Here is a 24311-nt window from a genome sequence, read left to right on the forward strand (position 1 = left end):
GATTATATATTTGAAAAAGAGAAAAATAAGAAACATGTTTCTTTCACATAGTTGACTATGCTTATTTTTAATAAGTGAAACGCCTTTATACTCAACAAGAACTATGTATCTATGTGTTAGAATTAATTACGCTCAATAGGTTTCGCGTATATTCGTTTCATAAAAAAATCCCTGAAGAATTATCTTCAAGGATTCTGTTTTTGTTAAAACTCTAAAAATTACAATTTCAATAATAGTAGACTTTCTATGTGTATTTATTTTTAAAAATTAACTCTGAACAAATTCTTTATCCAAAATTTTTGAAGCTATATATTTCGCTACACCATCTTTGGCATTTGTTTTAATTACTTCTAAATTTGGCAAAGTTTCCTTTAATAAAGCCGGAGCATTTCCCATAATTAAACCTTTTCCTGTTGAAGACAACATTTGAACATCGTTGAAACCGTCTCCAAACGAAATCGCTTCTTCTAATGAAAATCCTTCTTCTTCCAAAACTTTCTGAATTGCAACAGCTTTATCTACAGATTTATCCATAAATTCCAAGCATGTTGGTAAACTAAAAGCATGATGTAAATCCTGAGAAGAATTTGCCATAATAGCATCTTTTAAAGCCACTAATTTTTCATGATTATCATGAGAAAAGAATATTTTAATAGCGCCAAAATCTTCCAGTTTTTTATAATCAACCAATTCCGGAGCATATCTTAATTCTTCCTGAAAAGCATTTAATCTTTCACTTATTCTATTGGTTTGCCAAACATTTTCTTTGAATAAAACTACTGTAATTTCAGGATCAATTTCTACGTTTAAAGCTGCTTTTACAACATCACTTTCTAAGTTAAATGCAAAAAGCTCTTTTCTTTCAGGTGAATGAATTCTTGCTCCGTTTGAGCTTACCAAATAAACCGGAACTTCCAGTTTTTCAATAATTGCCATTGCATCAAGATGATGACGTCCTGTGGCAACAACGATAAGATAATTTTGATTGTGTAATTCCTGAAAAATAGATTTAGTATAATCTGATATTTTGTGGTGTGGGTTGAGTAAAGTTCCGTCTAAGTCCGTTACAACAACTTTTATATTTTTAAGTTTCGAAGTCATATTAAAAATCAAGTATTTATGATGTGCAAATTTACGGCTTTACGCTCACAAGAGCAAAGATTACAAGTCATAAAAGCCCGAAATACGCCAAGTTTATTATTTATTTAACTATTTCGTTAAATATTGTTTTATAACTATTTTAAACTTGAATAATTCCTGATTTATATAATTTTATTGCTTTCTGTATTATGTCTTCAATTTGTTCCAAAGGCAAATCTTCATTTATATCAAAAAGCATAATTTTCATTCTCGACCGATTTTCCTGAAGTAAAAAATCTTCGTCAAAATGTTTTCCTTCAACAATTCCAATATAAGGTTGTTTGTATTTTTTATGAGTCCACAAATAGCAGAACATTTTTCCTTTATAACAGAAGAATGGCATTCCGTATTTTAAAACATTTGTAATGTCTTCGTCTTGTTTCAGAATAATTTCTTTTAATGCCAAAAACAAGCCTTTTATAGGCTCTTCTTGTTTTAAATAGAAATCATCCAGTTGTTTCATTTTCTAATCTTTTGAGTTCTAGCAAACGTAATTTTCAAAGTATCCGGACAGCCTGAACTTGATTTTAGTTTATAAACTAAGGAATCATTTTTGATATAAAATCTTTCTTTGATGAAAATCGCAAATGATTTATTATTGACAGGATCGCAGTTTGGGATTGTTAGAATATCTTTCCTGTTATTTTTCCCAAAAGGAATACATTCAGCAAAAGGAAACATCTTATAACAAGTATCACTACTTGTACTATTTAATTCAAGAGAATCTCCAATTATTTTCCAGTTTCCTTTAGAAACTACTCTCCAATCACAACCTGCACTTTTATAATAAAAAGAACTATCTTTCTTAATTAAAATACTTGATTTTCCCGGAACAATATATTCTGTATCATACCAAGTTCCAACAAATTTACTAATTGGAATTTCTGCCTTTCTACATGAAATCAAACAGATCATTAATGAGAAAGCTAATATTCTAATTTTCATTTAATTGCTATTTAAAGTTTTATCAAAAAAATATTCGTTTTACACATTTCAAAAGATATGTATAAAACGAATATTAATAAATGTCAAAACACATTTCACGATTTACATTTGACATTTTATAAAATTAATCGTGATTTTCTATTTGTTTATAAGCGTCAATTACCTTTTTGACTAATCTGTGACGCACGATATCTTTATCATCAAGATAAATAATTCCGATTCCGTCAACGTCTTTCAAAACTAAAATAGCTTCTTTAAGACCAGAAATAGTTCTGCGTGGTAAATCGACCTGTCCAGGATCACCCGTAATCATGAATTTGGCATTTTTTCCCATACGGGTCAAAAACATTTTCATTTGCGAGTGTGTCGTATTCTGTGCTTCATCGAGAATTACAAAGGCGTTATCAAGCGTACGTCCACGCATAAATGCAAGCGGCGCAATTTGTATAATTCCTTTCAAAATATAATCTTCGAGTTTTTCGTTAGGCAGCATATCGCGCAAAGCGTCATAAAGCGGTTGCATATAAGGATCTAATTTTTCTTTCATATCGCCGGGTAAAAAACCAAGATTTTCTCCTGCTTCTACCGCTGGTCGCGTTAGTATTATCCTTTTTACTTCCTTGTCTTTAAGCGCTTTCACAGCCATTGCAACACCTGTATACGTTTTTCCGGTTCCTGCAGGACCAACTGCAAATACCATATCATTTTTCTTGATGGTATCTACCAATAATTGTTGGTTAGGCGTCATAGCCTTAATTATTTTACCGCCAACACCATGAACTAATATTTTGTCATGATCGTATGATTTTCTTTCATCCTGACCATCACTCATTATTACACGTTCAATTACATTATCATCAATGTTGTTGTATCGGGTAAAATGAAGCATAAGCCTCTGAAATCTTTTTTCGAATTCATCTAGAACTTCTTTTTCGCCAAATGCTTTCAAAGTGGTACCTCTCGCTACTATTTTAAGCTTTGGGTAATACTTTTTAATTATTTCAAGATGAGTGTCTTGAGCGCCCCAAAAGTCTTTTGGAGCGATGTCTATGAGCTCGATAATTCTTTCGTTCAAATGAGATAGTTTTAAATTAAAAATAAATCAGTTTTTATAATTTAGTGGTTGTCGGGTCTTTTTTAATTTACATGCAGTTTTTGTGCCATTTTTCAATAATTGCCATTGTGACTGAAAGCTGAGACTATTATTGCAAATTGTCTTTTCTTTCTTTCATTTTGCAATTACTATTATTAGCTTTGCATTTCTCAAATTTAATGAAAATTAGATTTAAATACTACCAATAGTTATAAACAAAATTATGTCAATAATTACCCTTACTACCGATTACGGCTTAAAAGACCACTTTGTTGGTTCGCTAAAGGGTAAAATATTATCAGAGTATCCAGAGGTTACAATTGTGGATATTTCGCATGACATAGATCCATTCAACACTGCCGAAGCGAGTTACGTTGTTGGCGCATCTTATTTGAGTTTTCCAAAAGGAACTGTACACTTAATTGGAGTCGATATCGAACGCAATAAAGAGAATCAGCACATCGCAATGGAATGGAACGATCATTTCTTTATTTGTGCCGATAATGGTATTCTGAGTATGCTTACGCAGAAGATTGTTCCGCAAAAAATTGTTTCTATTAATATACATGATCGTTTTCCAAGTGAATTCAGTGATTTGGATATTTTTATAAAAGTAGCTTCTCATATTTCTAAAGGCGGATTACTAAATGTCATTGGAAAAGAAATCACAGAAATCAAGCAAATTACAGAACTACAGCCAGTGATTTCAAACGACGGAAGTTCAATAAAAGGATACGTGATTTACATCGATCATTTTGGAAACGTCGTAACAAATATTTCGAAAAAGCAATTTGTAGAAATCGCAAAAGGACGTCCGTACGAAATTGTAATGAAGCCAAAAAGCATCAAAACTATTTTGCCGAATTATTCTGCTATTGCAACATCAGATAAATATCCAATAAAAACGTATGAAGGAGAAAAACTTGCCATTTTTAATGAAGCCGGTTTTCTCGAAATTGCCATTTTTAGAAGTAATCCTTCAAAAGTAGGTTCTGCAAATAGCCTTTTAGGATTGAATTATCGAGATGTGATTACGATTAAATTCATTTAAGATTTTAGACTGTAGATTTTAGATTCTTTCGATAACGAAAAAATGGCTCGCTGACTAAACTGGTTTGGCAGATTTACACTGATTTTTCCTTTACTTTTTATTTTCGCTGAAGGGAATTTTTCATTGCATCGTGAACATAGCCCAAGGTTTCAACCTTGGGACACGTATTGAGATATTTATTGTGATATTTATTGCGCTCCCAAGGTTAAAACCTTGGGCTATGTTTTAGCATTATTATGAGAAAAAAAATGCTTTTAGAATATTTTACTTTTTAATAAAAAGAACAATCTATTTTGGTATTTTTGCGCACCTGAAATAATTTTAGACTTCAACAAAAAATCTAAAATCAGCAATCTAAATTCTAAAATTAAAATATGTTTGTTCGAATAGTCAAAATGAGTTTTCACGAAGAAAAAATTCCTGATTTTCTGGAGAATTTTGAATCCGTAAAAGACAAAATACGAAAAGCAGATGGAAATCGTTTTTTAGAATTGTATCAGGATAAAAACGACAAATGCATATTTTTTACTTATAGTTATTGGGAAACCGAAGAAGATTTAGAAAACTATAGACAATCTGAGCTTTTTAATACAGTTTGGAGTTTTACAAAACAATTGTTTAATGCAAAACCGGAAGCTTGGAGCGTGGATAAATTGGTTTCTTTAGTGTAAATTGTTTCAGGTTTCAGGTTTCAAGTTATTGCTGAATCTGAAAATTGGGATGAATTAACCGCAAAGAACGCAAAGATGGCATTTAAAAAGTTAAATAAAACGCAAAGTTCGCAAAGCTGAATGTGAAATAAAAACAATAGATTTAATTATGAAATACTTTTTCTTATCTCTTTTATTAGTTACGCTTGGGAGTTGTGCACAAAATAAACGTTTAGTTTTAGGGGAAGAAAATGCAAAACAAGAACTAAAAGAAGCTCTCACCAAAAAAGTGCAACACAATGTTATTGATTACAAAAAACTTATAATTAAAGATAGTCTTACAGCAATTAAAATCGCAGAACCAATTTTATTTGATATCTACGGAAAAGAAAATATAGAACAGCAAAAACCGTATGAAAATTACTTATTAGAAAATTACTGGGTTATTTCCGGAACTTTGCCTGAAGATTATAAAGGAGGAACATTTTTAATAATTATTGATGCTAGAAATTCGCAGGTTATTAAAATTACACACGGAAAATAATTCAACACATTTTAAATAAGAATGATTTAACCGCAAAGAACGCAAAAGAGATATTTTAAGATTTTGGTAAAACGCAAAGTTCGCAAAGTTGAACTTGAAACCTGAAACCTGAAACTTTAAACAAAAAAACAATTCAACAATTCAACGATTTAAACAAATAAACGATTAAACAATAATTAAATGAAATCAATCATTTTACGAGAAATAAAATCCTTTTTTGGCTCTCCTATTGGCTATTTAGTCATTGCTATTTTCCTAATTAGCAACGGACTGTTTTTATGGGTGTTCGAAGGGGATTACAATATATTAAATACTGGTTACGCAGATTTGACTCCGTTTTTTACATTAGCGCCTTGGATTTTGATTTTCCTGATTCCGGCGGTTACAATGAGAAGTTTCTCTGACGAAAAAAAACAAGGAACATTAGAATTGCTTTTGACAAAACCATTATCTATTTGGGAAATCGTAAACGGAAAGTTTTTAGGTTCACTCCTATTGATTGTTTTGGCAATTATTCCAACATTTATATATGTAAAAGTAATTTCTAATTTGGGTTCACCAGAAGGAAATATCGATATGGGAAGCACAATTGGTTCTTATTTTGGTTTATTGTTTTTGATTGCGGCTTATTCTGCAATTGGGATTTTTACTTCTACCCTATCAGAAAATCAAATTGTAGCTTTTATAATTGCTGTTTTTATATGTTTTTTCTTTTATTTCGGATTTGAAGGTTTAGCATCATTAATTCCGGGATCTTCAACAATTGTTTCGGCTCTTGGTATGCAGGATCACTTTAAAAGTATGAGTCGAGGCGTAATTGATACTCGCGATGTTATCTATTTTTTGAGCATCACCGTACTATTTCTGTCTTTTACAGTTTATCAATTAAAATCTTTTAAAGCCTAATGAAAGCGTCTACTCAACAAAATATCAAAACATTAGGTATTACTGTTTTTGTTTTAATCGTTTTAAATGTATTAGGAAGTTTGTTTTTCCACCGATTTGATTTAACAAAAGACAAAAGATATACTTTATCCGAAACCTCTTTACAGATTGTAAAACAGGTAAAAAATCCGTTGTCAATTAAGATTTACATGCAAGGTGATTTACCGGCAGATTTTAAACGTTTACAACAAGAAACCAGACAATTACTAGAAGAATTTCAAGCTTATAACAGCAATATAGTTTTCGAATTTGTAAATCCAATGGAAAACAAAGACGAAAGCATGGATGTGGTAAAATCTTTGTATCAAAAAGGTCTTACGCCAATAAACATAACTGTTGACGATAAAGGAAAGCAATCTCAGGCGATGGTTTTTCCTTGGGCAATTGCAGTTTATAACAATAAAGAAGTTAATATTCCTTTGTTGAAAAACATTATGGGCGCTTCAACTACACAAAAAGTAATTGGATCGATTCAGCATTTAGAATATTCAATTGCTGATGCTATAAATAAAATTAGCAAAGACAGACAAAAGAAAGTTGCGATCATAAAAGGAAATGGAGAATTGAACGAAATTCACATTGCCAAAATGTTACAGCAAATTCGCGAAAGCTACTATATTGGACCTTTTACATTAGATTCTGTAGCCAAAGATCCAAACGGAACTTTAGACGCTTTAAAGAAATACGATCTTGCAATTATCTCAAAACCAACACAAACTTTTTCTGACGAAGAAAAACAAGTTTTAGATCAATATATCATGAACGGCGGAAAAACGTTATGGTTAATCGATCAGGTTGCTGCAGATATGGACAGTTTATACAATCAATCCGGAGCAACTTTAGCGTATCCAAGAGATTTGAATCTTAACGATATGTTCTTCAAATACGGATTCAGAATTAATCCTGATTTGGTAAAAGACGAACAAGGAAGTCCAATAAAATTAGCTACCGGAGAACAAGGAAGTGCTACTCAATATCAGGAATTTATTTGGAAATATGCTCCAGTCGTAGTTCCTGTCAGCAATAATCCTATAGTAAAAAATCTAGGTCAGATTAAGTTTGATTTTGCAAGTCCAATCGATACTTTAAAAAACGGAATCAAAAAAACGGTTTTATTACAATCGTCTCAATATTCGAAGGTAATTGGAGCTCCAACAGAAATCAATTTAAATATTGTAACAGAAAAAAGTTCTCCACAGGATTATTTAAACAAAGGAAATATTCCGCTTTCTGTTTTACTGGAAGGTTCTTTCAATTCGGCTTTTGAGAATCGCGTTTTGCCTTTCAAAGAAAATTCATTTTTAGCAAAAGGAAAACCTAACAAAATGATTGTAATTGCTGATGGAGATCTGGCGAAAAATCAATTAGACAAAAACATGATGCCTGTAGAATTAGGTTACGATCAACGTACCGGAAACCTATACGACAACAAAGATTTTATGATGAATTGTATTAATTATTTGTTGGATGACACAGGACTTATTAACATTAGAAGTAAAGATGTCAGCTTACCATTATTAGACAAAGAGAAGGTTTACGAGAATTATACGATGACACAATTCATAACTATCGGACTTCCAATTCTAATTTTATTAGTTTTCGGAATCGTATTTACTTACTTGCGAAAAAGAAAATACAGCAAATAGATGTTAATAAAAAAATTGCGAAACTAAGATTGTTTACGATATATTTGTAAAACCTATCTTAGTTGAAGAAATACTGAGGAAAAGTGCAAAAAAATAAAACAAAAGAGATGAAATTTATAGTATCGAGTTCGTACTTATTAAAACAATTACAAGTTTTAGGTAGTGTAATCAACAGTAACAATACGTTGCCTATTTTAGATAACTTTTTATTTGAACTAGACAATAGTGAGTTGACAGTTTCGGCTTCAGATCTTGAAACTACAATGTCGGCTACATTATCAATCGATTCTACAAGTAAAGGAAGTGTTGCTGTTCCAGCTAAACTTTTGCTTGAAATTTTGAAAACGTTTCCAGAACAACCTTTGACTTTTACAGTTGAAGAAAACAATACAGTCGAAATTAGTTCAAACTCAGGAAAATATGCATTAGCATATGCTGCAGGAGAAGAATTTCCTAAAGCAGTAAGTCTTGAGGATCCTTCTGTTACGCTTGTTCCTGCAGATGTTTTAGCAACTGCTGTAAGCAAAACTATTTTTGCTGCCGGAAACGACGATTTACGTCCGGTAATGTCTGGGGTTTTCTTTCAGTTCTCACCAGAAGGATTGACTTTTGTAGCAACTGATGCTCATAAATTAGTAAAATATGCACGTACAGATGTAAAAGCATCTCAGGTTGCTGATTTTATTATGCCTAAGAAACCATTGAATATCTTAAAAAGTATCCTTGGATCTTCTGATGCTGAAGTAAAAATTGAATACAACGATTCAAATGCGACTTTCTCATTTGACAATTATATCTTAATGTGTCGTTTAATTGATGGAAAATACCCTAATTATGAAGCGGTAATTCCAAAAGAAAATCCAAACAAATTAATGATTGACCGTTCTTTATTTTTAAGTTCTGTTCGTCGTGTGGCAATTTTCTCAAACAAAACAACACACCAAATTCGTCTAAAAATCGCTGGAGCTGAATTAAATGTTTCTGCCGAAGATATTGACTATTCAAACAAAGCTGAAGAAAGATTGACTTGTGATTATCAAGGAGATGATCTTCAAATTGGTTTCAACTCTCGTTTCTTAACAGAGATGTTAACTAACTTACAATCTGATATGATTATGTTAGAAATGTCATTGCCTAACAGAGCCGGAATCCTTACGCCAGTTGATGGTTTAGAAGAAGGAGAAACCGTTACAATGTTGGTAATGCCTGTAATGTTAAATAGTTAACATCAAAAGTTCTTTTTGTTACAGGGATCTTTTTTAATTTCAAATTAAAGACATATCATTGTAAAAAAAAATATCGCTATTAACCAACCATTTTTTATACCTAGAAACCGCAATTCCTATAAAGAGTTGCGGTTTTTTATTTGGAACACTTTTTTGTTTCAGGTTTCAGGTTGAAAGTTTCAAGTTTCAAGTTGAAATGCGGTTAAAGATTGGGCTGATTTTACCGCAAAGTCCGCAAAAGTTTTTTATCTCGTGTTTACAGTGCTTTATAAAAGATAAAGTTCGCAAAGCTTTGTGTATAAAAACTTTGCGAACTTTGCGAAAAACCTTAGCGAGCTTTGCGGTAAAAAAAACACAATACAAGCAAACTTGAAACTTGAAACAAATAAAACCTGAAACAAATTTTCTTTAACTTTGTAATATGAAAATAGAAATTTGGTCGGACATCATGTGTCCGTTTTGTTACATCGGAAAAAGACAACTGGAAACAGCCTTAGCTGAGTTTCCAAATGGAGAATTTGAAATTGAGTGGAAAAGTTTTCAACTTGATCCAACTATTGCGCCACAATCAGGTAAAGATGTTTATACGTTTCTAGCTGAACGAAAAGGTATTTCTGTTGAACAATCAATAGAAATGCATAAAGGTGTCGTAGAACGCGCAAAAAGCGTTGGTTTGGATTATCATTTTGACAAAGCGATTATCTCGAATTCTTTGACTGCACATCGCATTATACATTTGGCTAAAACCAAAAAATTAGGCGACGAAATGGAAGAGATCTTCTTTAAAGCTTATTTTACTGAAGGAAAAGATCTAAATGACAATCAAACTTTAATAGCATTAGGTGTTCAAGCAGGTTTAGATTCAAAAGAAGTACAAGAAGTTATAGAGAATGAGAATCTATATCTAAGTGATGTTCACGCTGATATTCACGAAGCAAATGAAATTGGAGTACAAGGTGTTCCATTTTTTGTTTTTGATCGAAAATACGCTGTTTCAGGAGCACAACCAGTTGAAGCTTTTGTACAGACTATTAAAGAAGGATTGAAGTAGTGATTTTTTAGAAGCAAGAGGCAAGATTATAGAGTAAAGATTATAGAACATAGAATATAGAGTATAGATGTTTTACTTTGTGATTATGTTGTGCTCTTCGACTTCGCTCAGAGTGAGAAGCGATATTTGTCATGCTGAGCGAAGTCGAAGCAGTCAAAGTGAATCAACCCTAACTTTAGATTCAATCTTAAAGACAATCAAGATAAAAATCTAAAATCTTGACTCTTACATCTTGCTTCTATAATCTATATTCTATGTTCTACAATCTTGACTCTTGCATCTTGCTTCTATATTCTATGTTCTATATTCTATAATCTTCCATCTAAATCACCCCCATTTTTTGCATTAAGAACGTTGCGCTTTTATTCTGGCAGATTCCGTTGCGGAGTTTATAATCAAAGTGAAGTTCGTTGTTTTTAATTTCTACTTCAAAACATTGATTCGTTAAAATATTCTGATATTCATTTGTTGTTAAACATACTTCGATATCGTGCGTCGCGATTGCTCCAATTGCTTTTTTTGCAATAATCTTTTTTACAACCTCAATTGTTCCGTTTCGTTTGTCGTCAGAGTTTGTTCCTCTTAAAATTTCGTCTAATAAAACAAACGCCGGTTGCTCTTCTAATGCGTCCATAATTTGCTTTAAACGTTTGATTTCAGCAAAGAAATAAGATTCGCTATCTGCTAAAGAATCCGATAATCTCATTGAAACTAAAACTGGAAGTGGGTGAATGTTAGCTTTTGAAGCACAAACAACTGAACCTACTCCGCCTAAAACCATATTGATTCCTAAACTTCTTAAAAAAGTACTTTTACCCGACATATTAGAACCTGTAAGAATCATAAACGATTCCGGATAAAAATGAGTGTCATTCCCTACTCTAGTTGCCGGATTCAATAACGGATGACTTAAATCTGAAAATCCAATTTTATATTCTGAATTGATTTCAGGAAAAACAAAATCCTGGTTATTATAAGCAAGATTTGCATAACTATTTAAAGCTTCAAATTCACCAATAATTTCAATCCATTTTTCAAGTTCTGTTGAATAGTTTTCTTTCCATTTTAATAATGCTTTTAAAACGTGAAGATTAAACAAAAAGGTTCCGTTAAATACTATTGCAGTTACAAAATTATTAATAGTATCCATTCTCGAAAATAACTCCGAAAGATCATTTAAATGTTTACTTGCAGTTTCTTTTCTAAAAATAAGCTGTTGTTGTAAATCGATTAGTTTCTTAGATTGAAAAGTTTCGTTTTCAATTTTCTCTACTAATAAACTATATTGTTTAATGATTTTATCGATATTATCTGCCTTTGCAATTTCCGATTGAATTCTTTTAAATGATTGTCCTAACACGATCATATTGGCTATAAAAATATAAGTCACATAAGATAATAAAATCGTTTTTGAAGTTATAGAATAAGCTATTAGAAAGCCAAAAAACAAAGTTGGAAGGATAATTGAAAGTGCAATTAAAACTTTAGATAAATGATTATTTTTAAATGAATTCCAATAAATTAAAGAATCAAATGAATTCTTACTGTCATTACTGACAATTGCTAAAGCCAGGAAATCCTGACGCCAATCAATTTTAGTTTTTAACTCGTTAATTGCTTCTTGGTTTTCCAGAATTGTTTCATTAGGCAACAACTTCAATAATTGATTTGCCAATGTTTTTTTTCCGATAAAAGTTGCTGTTCTATTTATATTTTGGAATAAAGAATGATCTCCAAAAATATCTAAATCGTAAGCATAAGGATGATGAAAATCATTGAATTCAATTCCGTTTTCAAAAGGGATTTTTTCTCTTTTTAAATACGTTATTTCATTTTTATTGATTTTTAAAATAGCAGAAGTAAGTTCTTTCTGGAAAGACAATTTTGAATGAAGTCGCATCAAAAAAATAAAACCAACAAAAGATAGAAAAGCAAAAACTACGTAAAGAATTTCACTGGTTTTTATGTAATAAAACAACATAAACAAACAAAGAAAAACGGTTAAAAGACGCAGAATACTTATGCTATTGTATCTTTTATTGATTTTATGAAAAAGTGCAGTATAGTGTTCAACTTTATTATTGTATGCTTCCATTTTAAGAATTTAATGAAATACAAATATAGGTTTTAGACTTACAAAACACCATCAATAGTTATTAGATTTTAGGTTTCATGCATTACCAAAACCGGAATTGAAACTTCTTTTGTAATTTTCTTAGAAAAACTGGATTCAAAAATACTCTCAAAGAAAGATCTTTTATGCGTTATTGTCGTTAAAACATCAACATCTTTATAAAGTATAAAATCAAGAATTGTTTCTTTTACTTCGTCACTTGGCAAGACTAGAAATTCAACATTATCGTTTGCAAATTCTCTTTCCCATTCTTTAATAGTAGCATCTGAAACATCTGAATTAGAAGTTCTAACATATAAACTTTTTACTTTTGCTTTTGTTTTATTTGCAATTTCAAGAACTTTTCTTAACTCTGTTTTATCTTTTTCACGATAGCGCGTTGTGAAAGCAATTGTTTTAATTTTCTTGAATTTTGCATCGGCAGGAATACACAGAACCGGAACTTTTACTTCTGAAATTACAGAACTCGTATTTGATCCCAGAAAGAATTTTGTCCAGTCTGTAACTCCCGAAGTTCCCATTATTACAAAATCAATCTTATCTTCTTCGACTGCGTTTTTTAAATTATAAATTAAATCGCCATCCATTAAGCGATGTTTTATTACAATGTCGTCCAATTTTCGTTCTGTGGCAATAGCTCTAAGTTTTGGAATTTCATCCTTAAACATTTCAAATTTTGCTAATTCTATTGAACTATAAATCGAGGCATAATTTTCAGGAAAAAACTGGCTGTCATAAACCGGAATCTCAAAAGTATGCAACAAAATAAGTTCTGCATTAACAATTTTAGCAAATTCTAAAGCATGAACAAAAGCATTTGTGGCTGCTCCGGAAAAATCTGTTGGAAATAATATCTTTTTCATTTTGACTGAGATTAAGTGGTTTGTTTCTCAAATTTAATCATTATAAAGAGAAAACAACTTGATAATTATCAGTATTTTAACATTTAATATTGCCTCAAAAAAACATTTAATTGAACCAAAAAAACTCGCTTTCAGCATCAATTCCTGGTTGCTAACTTTACGGCTTTTTTATACCTTTGCAAGATGATAAATCAAGATTCTATAGTTGCATTGGCTACTCCATCCGGAGCTGGAGCTATTGCTATCATTCGTATTTCGGGTTCTGACGCTATTACCATTGGAAATTCGGTTTTTAAATCCATAAAAAACAAAGACTTAACGCAGCAAAAAACACATACTTTGCATTTAGGTCATATTGTCGATGATTCGAAAACACTTGATGAAGTTTTGGTTTCTGTTTTTAAAGGACCAAATTCTTATACTGGCGAAAATACCATTGAAATCTCTTGTCACGGTTCTACATATATTCAGCAGCAAATTATTCAGTTATTATTGAGAAAAGGCTGTAGAATGGCTGATGCGGGTGAATTTACGCTTAGAGCTTTCCTTAACGGGAAATTAGATTTATCACAAGCAGAAGCTGTTGCAGATTTGATTTCGTCAGATAATGAAGCTTCGCATCAAATTGCTATGCAGCAAATGCGTGGTGGTTTTAGTAATGAAATAGCAAAATTGCGTGAAGAACTTTTAAACTTTGCGTCGTTAATCGAACTGGAATTAGATTTTGCAGAAGAAGATGTGGAATTTGCTGACAGAACTCAATTTCACGAATTATTGAACAGAATTGAATTTGTTTTGAAACGTTTAATTGATTCGTTTGCAGTTGGAAACGTTATTAAAAACGGAATTCCTGTTGCAATTGTTGGTGAACCAAATGTTGGAAAATCGACTTTGCTGAATGCTTTATTAAACGAAGAACGCGCCATTGTTTCGGACATTGCAGGAACAACTCGTGATACTATTGAAGATGAATTGGTGATTGGCGGAATTGGTTTTAGATTTATCGATACAGCAGGAATCCGAGAAACAAAAGATGTTGTTGAAAGCATAGGAATCAAAAAAACTTTTGAAAAAATCGATCAGGCGCAAGTTGTTATTTATTTGTTTGATGGTTTAAAATTCCAGATTTCAAGTTCTGAATTTGTTTCTGAAATTGAGCAAATCAAGAATAAATATCCATTAAAACCATTGGTAATTGTAGTAAATAAAAAAGATGTATTGTCTGCTGATGAAGTTTTAAATATTACTACAAAGCTTGAAAACTTAAATGCAAAACTTTTATTGATTTCTGCTAAAGAGAAAATTGGTGTTGATGATTTAAAGAATGAATTACTTTCGTTTGTAAATACCGGTGCTCTTCGTAATAATGAAACGATTGTAACAAATACAAGACATTACGATTCATTACTTAAAGCATTAGACGAAATACAAAAAGTAAAATATGGTCTTGAAACAAATCTTTCAAGCGACTTAATTGCTCTTGATATTCGCGAAGCTTTATATCAATTTGGACTTATTACGGGTCAGGTTTCTAATGATGAATTATTAGGGAATATTTTTGCTAACTTCTGTATTGGAAAATAACAGGGCAAAACAAGGCGAAATAACCATAGAAAACGAGTTAAAATATTGATTACAAATATTTTAACTCGTTTTTTTTTATGGGATTTTCTTTTGGATAATTTCAAATTACTTGTCTCTTCTTTTACTGATCAAGCCAATTCTTAAATTCTGCTACTTTATTCTTACTGATAATAATATCGATTTTGAGATCAGGTTTTATAATTAGTTTCAACTGGTTTTTTCCATAAAGCAAGATGCTGCTAATCGAACTAATGTTTACTATAAACTGCCTGTTTGCTCTGTAAAAAATAGTTGGATCAAGCCATTTCATTATCTCGTCAAGGCTGCTATTACTGTTAAATTGACGATTGTCAAAAGTATAGATATAAGTAATTCCGGTATCCAGTAAAATATAGGCAATCTCCTCTATATCTAATTTTATCAGTTCATCTTTATGATACGTAAGTATTCTTTTCTTTGGAATTTCAGACTCTTTTGATGTATCATTTTGAATAGTGTTATCTGCCGGATTTTGTAATTTCTGCTGATTTGAGTTTAACTGCAGATTCAGGATCTGAAGCTCATTTACCCGGTAATTTAAATCCTCTTTTTCAAGATCAAAAACCCTTTCATATTTTCGATAAATAAGTCGTATCATTAAGTAACAGCAAACACTTATGAAAACTGTGCTTAAAAATAGACTCACCACAAACTGCAGATACAAATCTGATAATTCTTCTTCTAAAACAGCTAAGTTAGCATGAGAAGCTACCATCCAGTCTGTTCCTGCAACGGGATTTATATTGATTATTTCTGATTTTCTTTTTGGGTCATTCGGAAATGTTCGCATCCCTCCTATTTTTTCTCCCTGTTCTAAAACGGTACTTAATGGTTTAAACTCTTTATTCCCTATTCCATTTATCTGAGAATTATTTTCCTGAATTTTAAGCCCAATTAATGCCGGATTAGGATGGCAGAGTTCAATTCCTTTTTGATTGTACATACAGATAAAATCACTTTTTATGTCTGTATTTTCAATACTTATTTGAAGATTATGAATAACCTGATCTTTAGATAATCCGCTGCGAAGCTGCTGTTCTAAAAGACGGGAAATTTCCCGAACTTCCCTCTCACCCGATTCCAATTTACTATTGCACAATTTTTCTTTGGCAGACAAATAAAGATAACTGGAAGAAATCAAACTAATAATTAGAACAACAATACTAATGCCTGTAAGTGTCAAAGTATAAAGGCGTGCTTTTTTCATGTAAATTTATAGTCCTTAAAATGAAATCCGTTTAGAAAATTTTACTTAGGCTAAAATAAGCAATTTATTTAGCTTTCAATATTTCGGCTTTAAGGTCAAAAAATCCCCTTTGAACCAATTAAATCTTTTAAACACAGGGATTAGGCCTAATTTTGAATTGATAATTTATTTCATCTAAAAAATAAAACAAATGAAAAAAGGACTTAAAATCTTCGCAATTTTACTGGTTGCACTTATTGCTTTACAATTTTGGAAACCCGAAGAAATTGAATATAGTACACCAACAAAGGACTTAACTAACGTTCCTGCAGAGGTAAATACTATTTTAAGAAACTCTTGTTTTGACTGTCATTCTAATACTGTAAATCTTGCCTGGTTTGACAAAATAACACCTGCAAATTTTATAGTCGCTTCTCATATTACAGATGGCCGGAAAGCGCTGAATTTTTCTGATTGGGATAAATTAGAAAAGCCAAAGCAAAGTGCAACACTTTTTTACGCTTTCAACAAAATACTATCAGGCGAAATGCCGCTTAAAAGTTATACAGCCCTTCATCCTTCAGCCAAATTAGATGATCGCTCTATCGCTGTTTTAAAGAATTATTTAACAACAATAGCTGCCCGAAAACCAAGTCAGGAAATAGCGCCTGTTGCTGCTCCAAAAGATGTTGAAAAAGTGCTTCCAAACAAAAAAATAACAGATTACACTAAAGTTAAACCTACCCTAAATAATATTTCATATATCCCCGATTTTAGAAACTGGAAAGCCATTAGTACATCAGATCGTTTTGACAACGGCAGTATGCGTATTATTTATGGAAACGAAATCGCCGTAAGAGCTATTGCAGAACATCAAACTAATCCTTGGCCCGATGGTGCTATTTTTGCCAAAACTGCCTGGAAACAAAAAACAGAAGCCGATGGAACCATATCTGCGGGAGCATTCATTCAGGTTGAATTTATGATAAAAGATTCAAAAAAATATGAAGCTACAAAAGGATGGGGATGGGCAAGATGGAAAGGAAATGACTTAAAACCATACGGTGATAATGCCAACTTTGATCAGGAATGTATTTCCTGCCATAATCCGGTCAAAAACAATGATTACGTTTTTACTACTCCGTTGCATCTTGATGTCAATAAATTTAATATTTACAATAAAACCAAATAAATATGAAACCATTTCACACTATCATAATTGCGCTTATTATTATACTTTCTGGATGTAACGGAAATAATAAGGATAATCTTAATGAAAAAGCTTCTGTATCAGCATTAGATGCGCTACCGGAAAATCCTTTATTATTATCCCCTATTACATTTTCAATTAATCCGAATAAAGCAGCTATGTCAACTTTATACGGAAATAAAATTGCTTTTCAGCATGCAAGAGCAAAAGCAGACAGTTCTTATCCTAATGGAGCTGTTTTATATGAAGTTACCTGGAAACAAAAAACAGATTCTCTATGGTATGGCGCTAACATTCCTGATCAGATTATTAGTGTCGAGAAAGTACAATTTAAAGCAAATGCTGTTCCTAAATATGAATTGTATGCAGGACACCCTTTAAAAAAAGTTTCTTCTAATGATGAAAGAAACAGAATAGCCTCGATTTTATCTAAACATATGGCAGAGACTCCATAAAGTAAAAATGGTAATTTTAGAAACTGGACCTCATACCTTTTTTTGCCACAAAAAGTTAAGATGGTTTTAAAGATATTTCACCAGGCTGAGTTTTGTGGCAGAATTGTGGCACATGGGTATTAACAAAAAAGGATTTCCACTAAAATAAAGGCATAACGGATTTAGGTTCGAAACTGTATTAAAATTTAATATAAATTTCATCAATCCCAACAGGACATCCAAATCAAAATACTCAAGACACATAAAGACAGCCTTTATAAAACACACCAAATACTTTTTACTTTGATATAGGTTTCATCAAATCTACAGCCTGCCCCTGATTTGATCTTTCTCTTATTCATCTCTGATTCAATGAAAGCTGCAAATTTATAAACACACGTTAAATCATAGCATGATCCGCAATCATGCCCCAAAGCTTAAAATGTACTGCCAGCAGAATGATAGACTTTGGATAACAATGACTTTTGGTATTCATTTTTCGATGAGTTTAAAATTCTACAGATAAAAGCTATTCTCAGATGCAACAGAACCCATAATTGTACTGTAAATAATTAATCGACAATAAAAGTAAAGTCTTTTTAATATTGTAGTATTTTTATTTACTTTTGAACCACATTTACATTTAACTATTATAGTAACAATTACCAATTAAAACTATTAAAAATCAAACCACCAACAAGCAAAACCTCACAAAAAAATTATGAATTTCATAAAATCAAGTCACTATACTTCAGCAAACCTGTATCAAAAGGTGCTATTTCAATTTCTATTTTAGAATCTACAATCTTGCTTACTTAAAAAACAAATTACAAAACCACTGCATTTTATTTCTATTTTTCAAAAAATAGAATAGAACAATAATGCCTTTTTTCAAAAAACACAACCAGTTAATGAGACAAACAATTCTAGTATTATGTTGCTTTCTTTTTTTATCAAATACTTTACAGGCACAAAAATCAGGTACAATTAAAGGATATGTAACAGATACCATAAACAAATCTACTTTAGCCAAAGCATCAGTCTCTTTGTTAAGAGCAAAAGATTCTGTTTTAGTAAAATTTACACGAGCTAAAGAAAATGGTTCTTTTGAGTTGAATAATATTAAAGCCGGTAAATTCATTTTACTGGTTTCTTATCCCAAATATGCTGATTTTGTAGATCAATTTGCTATTGATTCCACAAAGTTAATCAAAGATTATGGTAAAATTAATTTGGCTGATAAAGGAAGATTACTATCCGAAATAATTATAAAAGGCAATAGAGCCGCCATGAAAATCAAAGGAGATACGTTAGAATTTGATCCAAAAGCATTTAAAATAGAACCTAATGCAAAAGTGGAAGATCTAATAAAGCAATTCCCAGGAATACAAATTGATAAGGATGGAAAAATTACTGCTCAAGGCGAAACCGTAACCAAGGTTTTGGTTGATGGTGAAGAATTTTTTGGCGATGATCCCACTTTAGTTACAAAAAATCTACGTGCGGATATGGTCGATAAAGTACAATTGTATGACAAAAAAAGCGATCAAGCGGCTTTTACAGGGATTGATGATGGTCAGAAAACCAAAACTCTAAATGTTAAACTTAAAGAAGACAAAAAAAATGGTCATTTCGGGAAAGTAGAACTCGGTGGAGGAACTGATAATTTTTACAAAGGTCAAGCCATGTTTAATAAGTTTTGGGATAAGAAAAAATTAGCAGCTTATGGCATTTTAGGCAACACAGGACAAGTAGGATTAGGATGGGGAGATAAAGATAAATATGGACAAAGCAGTTATCAAGTAAGTGATGACGGCGGTATTAATTTTTCAAACAATGGAAATGATGAGTTTGAAAGTTGGGATGGACAATTTAATGGTGAAGGAATTCCAGTAGTTCAAACTGGAGGAATACATTTTGACAATAAATGGAACAACGATAAAGAATCTATCAATGCAAATTACAAAATTGGCGATATCAAACTTTCGGGAAATCGCAATGATATTAACCAGCAAAATTTAAGTTCCAGCAGTATTTATAATACTTCAGACAAGAGTTTTGAGAAAAACATGACTAAAAATAAACTTGATCTGACTTATGAAATTAAAATTGATACTACTTTAACTTTAAAATTAAATATAGATGGATTATTTAAAAAGAGTAATTCAAATGAAGCAGAAATGCGAAAAGGTACTGACGAACAAGGTAACCAATTGAATAATTTGAAACAGACAACTACAAACGATGTTGATGACAAAACATTTAATATAAATACTTTATTAACCAAAAGACTTAAAAAAACGGGCCGAACATTATCTCTTAATTTAAGCCAATCAAGTACAAATAGCAAAAGTGATGGTTATTTAAATTCCAGAGCTGAATTTTTTACACCATCCGTAATTAGTCCGGATAGCACCAAGGTCGTCGATCAAAATAAAGTCAATAATATTACCAATACAGCTTTTAAATCGAATTTAATCTATACCGAACCGTTGTCCAAAAGTTTATCTTTAATTCTTAATTACGGATTCAATATAAGTAACGGAAAATCTGATCGTAAATCTTTTAATCAATCCACGGATGGAAATTATAATGTTCTCGATTCAGTCTTTAGTAATAATTATGAATTAGACCAAACGATAAATCAACTTGGAGCAATTTTTAATTACAAAAAAAATAAAACTGTTTTTTCTTTTGGTTCTAAATTTAGCGGCGTAAACCTTAAACAGTACAATGTTTATACAGATGAAAATTTTACGCGAAAATTTGTCAACTACATGCCTCAGATAAACTATCAATATAATTTTAAACAAAGAGAAGTGCTGCGTTTTTCGTATAACGGAAACACCGATCAGCCAACATTAGAACAAATACAACCGATACGAAACAATCAAAACCAATTAAATACGATTTTGGGTAATCCAGACTTAGATCCTTCTTTTAGAAATAATTTTAAAGGAAGTTATTATTCGTATAAAGTACTTAGTAATCAATATTTTTCGGTTAATGCTACGTACAATTTTACGCTAAATCCAATAATAAGTAATGTGGTTACAAATGATAGAGGAGAAAGTATTTCTCAATTTGTAAACCTAAAAGACAAAGCTACAACAAGTTATTTTTTGAATACTAATTTTGGCAAAACAATCAAAGCTATAGACGTGAACGCAGGAATTGGTTTAAGCGCCAACAAAAATGTAAACTATAATTACATCAATACAAAACTGAATCAAACTAAAAATTCAAGCTATTCCTTTAATTTAAACTTATCAAAATATAAAGAAAAAAAATATAATTTTTATGCTAGCTTCGGACCTACTTATAACGTTGCTAATGCAAGCATCAACGAAAATAGTGATAGCGATGGCTGGGGTTTTAATGGAAATTTCTGGAGCAGTATAGAATTACCTTTCAAACTAGAAATTAGCACAGATGGTAATTATCAATATAATGGAAAAACGCAAGTGATTCAGGAATCTTTTGAACGTTTTATTTGGAATGCATCTGTCACCAAAAAATTTTTAAAATCAGATAATTTAAAAGTTTCTATAACGGGAAGAGATCTTTTGAACCAAAATGTAGGATTTAATCGTTCTGCATTCAATGGAAACATCAACCAAAGTACCTATACCACTATTCAAAGATACTTTATGTTCTCTGTAAGCTGGGATTTCAGCAAAATGGGCGGAGGAGAAATTAAACAAAACTAAAACCATGAAAACAATAATAAATCACTACTTAATTTTAATAATTGTATTGACAAGCTGTAATACTTTTGCGCAAAATGACCACTTTGTACAAAATGGCGTAATCGAATTTGAGAAAAAATCAAATATGTATGCTTTGATTACAAAAAAAATAAAAGGGGAAACTGATAGTTATTATCAGGCTGCTTTTGAAAGTTATAAAAAAAACAATTCACAATTTAAAACTACAAAAAGCATTCTCAGTTTTTCAAAAAATAAGAGTTTATACAAATGGGATGAAACAAATCAATCAGCAAGCAACAGTTGGATTGCTGACGATGCAATGGCTAATTTAAAAAATGTTATCGCCACAGATCTTGATACGAAAACCAGCATTACCCAAAAAAATGTTTATGACGATTTATACTTAGTTAAAGACAGTTTGCGCAAAATTGACTGGAAAATTACCGATGAAACAAGAGAGATTGCAGGTTATGAATGTCGCAGAGCAAATGCTATAGTTCTCGATTCTGTTTATGTTGTTGCTTATTACACTATTCAAATTCCATTCTCAGGCGGCCCTGAATCTTTTACAGGATTACCCGGAACAATTTTAGGATTGGCCCTGCCTCATGAAAATATGACATGGTTTGCCACAAAAGTTACTGAAATTCCAGTAACCGAAAAAGATTTAGCTCCTCCGGTAAAAGGTAAACCTACTAACAATGAAGAACTAAACAAAACACTTTTGGAAGCTTTAAAAAATTGGGGGAAATGGGCAAGAAAGACATTACAAGCCTACTCCTTGTAATTTCTGTATAGGCAAATAAATTGCTTACTAACAACACTCTGCAGCAAAAAGGTCATGGTTTCTTTAAAACAATATTAAAAGAAATATATTTCTCTACAATTTACGCTTTCACGTAAAATTAAAAATCTTTTTTTCAATATTTTAGCAAAAATTATTATTCTCGATAAAACTTAGTGAATTAAAGAAGGTTAAATAAAACAAAACTTATTTAACCTTTTTTATAGCTGGTATAAGATAAGTGAGCGAGTAATTAAACTAAGAATCATGACAATAAAATATGTAATACCATTCTTGATTTTTGCCTTAATTGGGTGTAAAAGCAAACAACAAAACAATAAACAAAATATTGAAAATACGATTACAAAAAATGCTCTTCAGTTATTAGAAGACAAAAGATTTCATTCTGTTTCAGTGGCAGTGTTTAAAGATGGGAAATCCACAATAAAACATTTTGGAGAATTATCTATTGGAAAAGGAAATAAACCAAACGATTCTACACTTTATGAATTAGCTTCTGTAACTAAAACTTTTACAGGTTATGTAGCCGCTAAAGCTGTACTTGATAAAAAAATAAATTTAGATGATGATATCAGAATCTATCTTGACGAACCTTATCCAAATTTAGAATTTAAAGGTGAGCCTATAAGGATTAAACATCTTCTCACGCATACAAGCGGGTTTCCTAATTTTCCCATAAAAAGTGAAAATAAAACGGCTTTTTTTGAGGGATTGAAACTAATCAAAATTGAAACTATACCGGGAGAAACATACTCCTATTCAAACACCGCTCCGGAGTTAACAGCATATATACTTGAAAAAGTGTATCAAAAACCTTACGAAGAATTGGTAACTGAATTTGTTTTGAAACCGAATAAAATGAATCAAACCAAATTTACATTAAATGATAATGACAGACTAAGATTGGTAAAAGGTTACAACGATAAAAACGAGTTGATGCCAAACTTCAATAGAACTTTATGGGGAGGAATCTCAGGTTTGCATTCTACTACTCCAGATTTAATAAAATATATGAAATTACAACTTGACGAGTTAAATCTTGTTGTAAATGAATCTCATAAAAAATTATATAAAGAAGGTTCTGATTTTTGGGAAGGTTATCATTGGTACATATTAGAAAATGGTAATGAATTAATTTACAGACATCACGGAGGTATTTACGGAATGCAGAATTGGTTTGTGATTTATCCTAAACAAAATATGGGGATATCTATATTGACAAATACCAGCTTTAATGAAACAGGACAAATTTTGGAAAAAGTAGTTAATCAATTACATGACGATATAAGTAAATAGATCACTCTTATGTATTTCCTTCTCTCAAAACCCTAAAAATAAAGGAATTCATATATTACATACGAAATAAAGATCACAATATTTTTCTCCTGATTTTACTTAAAAATTCATGAGAAATCCCCAAATATGCCGCAATTTGATGTTGAGGAATTCTTTGTTCAAGCGTTGGGTATTTGCTTTTAAATTCGAGATAACGTTTGTCTGCGGTTTTATTGAGCATACTAATCATACGCAATTGAATTGACTCTAACGCTTTTTGATTCATCAAACGGAAAAGTCTTTCGGTTTGAGGCATTTCCTGATATAATTTTTCTTTTTGCTCTTTGCTAATCATGATTACTTTGGAATCTTCCAGAGCCTGAATGTTTAGTTTTGAAGGTGTTCCGGAAACAAAACTTCCAATATCCAAAACCCACCAATCTTCTACTGCAAAGTATAAAATATGCTCTTTGATATTGTCTTCATTATAGAAAATTTTAAAACAACCTTCTAATAAATATCCTTCGAAATCACAAATTTCTCCCTCAGAAAGTATCATTTGATTTTTTTGAATTTCTTCAATATGATAAAATGAATTCAGTTTTGCAAACTCAGTTTCAGAAAGATCAATATACTTTTTTATGTTTTCGTAAAATTGGTTTTGTTCTATCATTTGCTTTATAAGATCAATTTGTTGTGGTACTCTAATTTAAAAAAAATATTGATTTTCTGAACCAATATTTGAATTGATATCCCGATTTATTCCCATTTGAGTATTTG

General features: G+C 31.2%; 21 protein-coding genes. 13 read left to right on the forward strand and 8 right to left on the reverse strand.

Going from position 1 to position 24311, the window contains the following annotated elements:
• Positions 1-267 precede the first annotated feature (267 nt).
• The 4 genes from CLU81_RS00070 to CLU81_RS00085 form a co-directional block, all read right to left on the reverse strand.
• Positions 268-1101: a Cof-type HAD-IIB family hydrolase gene (locus tag CLU81_RS00070; RefSeq protein ID WP_099707960.1), complete on the reverse strand. Its 834-nt coding sequence runs from the start codon at positions 1099-1101 to the stop codon at positions 268-270.
• 139 nt (positions 1102-1240) lie between these two features.
• Positions 1241-1603 (reverse strand): DUF1801 domain-containing protein, encoded by a 363-nt coding sequence (locus CLU81_RS00075; RefSeq protein ID WP_099707961.1) that lies wholly within the window; start codon positions 1601-1603, stop codon positions 1241-1243.
• Entirely contained in the window at positions 1600-2085 is a 486-nt protein-coding gene (locus CLU81_RS00080; protein WP_099707962.1) for a hypothetical protein, read from the reverse strand. Before CLU81_RS00080 ends, CLU81_RS00075 begins: the two co-directional genes overlap by 4 nt.
• Positions 2086-2209: 124 nt before the next feature.
• A complete protein-coding gene (locus CLU81_RS00085; protein WP_056190794.1) occupies positions 2210-3160 on the reverse strand; it encodes a PhoH family protein in 951 nt (316 codons plus the stop codon).
• 241 nt (positions 3161-3401) lie between these two features.
• Between CLU81_RS00085 and CLU81_RS00090 the strand changes: the two genes are divergently transcribed.
• The 7 genes from CLU81_RS00090 to CLU81_RS00120 all read left to right on the forward strand — a co-directional run bounded on the left by CLU81_RS00090 (position 3402) and on the right by CLU81_RS00120 (position 10291).
• Positions 3402-4229, forward strand: a complete 828-nt coding sequence (locus CLU81_RS00090) for an S-adenosyl-l-methionine hydroxide adenosyltransferase family protein (RefSeq protein ID WP_099707963.1) — start codon at positions 3402-3404, stop codon at positions 4227-4229.
• A 374-nt stretch (positions 4230-4603) separates the two neighbouring features.
• Positions 4604-4900, forward strand: coding sequence for a putative quinol monooxygenase (locus tag CLU81_RS00095; RefSeq protein WP_099707964.1), 297 nt, complete (start codon positions 4604-4606; stop codon positions 4898-4900).
• Positions 4901-5048: 148 nt separating this feature from the next.
• Entirely contained in the window at positions 5049-5423 is a 375-nt protein-coding gene (locus CLU81_RS00100) for a YbbC/YhhH family protein (protein ID WP_099707965.1), read from the forward strand.
• A 180-nt stretch (positions 5424-5603) separates the two neighbouring features.
• Positions 5604-6329, forward strand: a complete 726-nt coding sequence (gene gldF, locus CLU81_RS00105; protein WP_099707966.1) for a gliding motility-associated ABC transporter permease subunit GldF — start codon at positions 5604-5606, stop codon at positions 6327-6329.
• On the forward strand, positions 6329-8014 hold the full coding sequence (gldG, locus tag CLU81_RS00110) for a gliding motility-associated ABC transporter substrate-binding protein GldG (RefSeq protein ID WP_099707967.1): 1686 nt from the start codon (positions 6329-6331) through the stop codon (positions 8012-8014). The genes gldF and gldG overlap by 1 nt, the downstream gene beginning before the upstream one ends.
• 107 nt (positions 8015-8121) lie before the next feature.
• A complete protein-coding gene (gene dnaN / locus CLU81_RS00115; protein WP_099712608.1) occupies positions 8122-9240 on the forward strand; it encodes a DNA polymerase III subunit beta in 1119 nt (372 codons plus the stop codon).
• Positions 9241-9661: 421 nt separating this feature from the next.
• Positions 9662-10291, forward strand: coding sequence for a DsbA family oxidoreductase (locus CLU81_RS00120; RefSeq protein WP_099707968.1), 630 nt, complete (start codon positions 9662-9664; stop codon positions 10289-10291).
• A 322-nt stretch (positions 10292-10613) separates the two neighbouring features.
• Here the strand turns inward: CLU81_RS00120 and CLU81_RS00125 are convergent, their stop codons facing one another.
• Positions 10614-12386, reverse strand: a complete 1773-nt coding sequence (locus CLU81_RS00125; RefSeq protein ID WP_099707969.1) for a DNA mismatch repair protein — start codon at positions 12384-12386, stop codon at positions 10614-10616.
• A 68-nt stretch (positions 12387-12454) separates the two neighbouring features.
• Positions 12455-13288: a universal stress protein gene (locus CLU81_RS00130; protein ID WP_099707970.1), complete on the reverse strand. Its 834-nt coding sequence runs from the start codon at positions 13286-13288 to the stop codon at positions 12455-12457.
• Positions 13289-13471: 183 nt separating this feature from the next.
• Here CLU81_RS00130 and mnmE point away from each other — a divergent pair, with 183 nt between their 5' ends.
• Positions 13472-14872 carry a tRNA uridine-5-carboxymethylaminomethyl(34) synthesis GTPase MnmE gene (gene mnmE, locus CLU81_RS00135; RefSeq protein WP_099707971.1) on the forward strand — a complete coding sequence of 467 codons (1401 nt, stop codon included), beginning with the start codon at positions 13472-13474 and terminating at the stop codon, positions 14870-14872.
• Positions 14873-14993: 121 nt separating this feature from the next.
• Here mnmE and CLU81_RS00140 read toward each other — a convergent pair whose 3' ends face one another.
• A complete protein-coding gene (locus CLU81_RS00140; RefSeq protein ID WP_099707972.1) occupies positions 14994-16118 on the reverse strand; it encodes a LytTR family DNA-binding domain-containing protein in 1125 nt (374 codons plus the stop codon).
• Between the two features lie 190 nt (positions 16119-16308).
• Here CLU81_RS00140 and CLU81_RS00145 point away from each other — a divergent pair, with 190 nt between their 5' ends.
• The 5 genes from CLU81_RS00145 to CLU81_RS00165 all read left to right on the forward strand — a co-directional run bounded on the left by CLU81_RS00145 (position 16309) and on the right by CLU81_RS00165 (position 23552).
• On the forward strand, positions 16309-17289 hold the full coding sequence (locus CLU81_RS00145; protein WP_099707973.1) for a cytochrome P460 family protein: 981 nt from the start codon (positions 16309-16311) through the stop codon (positions 17287-17289).
• A gap of 2 nt (positions 17290-17291) precedes the next feature.
• Positions 17292-17762, forward strand: coding sequence for a cytochrome P460 family protein (locus CLU81_RS00150; protein WP_099707974.1), 471 nt, complete (start codon positions 17292-17294; stop codon positions 17760-17762).
• 890 nt (positions 17763-18652) lie between these two features.
• Positions 18653-21451 (forward strand): outer membrane beta-barrel family protein, encoded by a 2799-nt coding sequence (locus CLU81_RS00155; protein ID WP_099712609.1) that lies wholly within the window; start codon positions 18653-18655, stop codon positions 21449-21451.
• Positions 21452-21455: 4 nt separating this feature from the next.
• On the forward strand, positions 21456-22238 hold the full coding sequence (locus CLU81_RS00160) for a GLPGLI family protein (protein WP_099707975.1): 783 nt from the start codon (positions 21456-21458) through the stop codon (positions 22236-22238).
• Positions 22239-22502: 264 nt separating this feature from the next.
• Positions 22503-23552 (forward strand): serine hydrolase, encoded by a 1050-nt coding sequence (locus tag CLU81_RS00165; RefSeq protein ID WP_233209615.1) that lies wholly within the window; start codon positions 22503-22505, stop codon positions 23550-23552.
• A 73-nt stretch (positions 23553-23625) separates the two neighbouring features.
• Here the strand turns inward: CLU81_RS00165 and CLU81_RS00170 are convergent, their stop codons facing one another.
• Entirely contained in the window at positions 23626-24204 is a 579-nt protein-coding gene (locus CLU81_RS00170; protein ID WP_099707976.1) for a Crp/Fnr family transcriptional regulator, read from the reverse strand.
• Between the last annotated feature and the right edge of the window lie 107 nt (positions 24205-24311).

This window comes from Flavobacterium sp. 9 (assembly GCF_002754195.1).
GTDB lineage: Bacteria > Bacteroidota > Bacteroidia > Flavobacteriales > Flavobacteriaceae > Flavobacterium.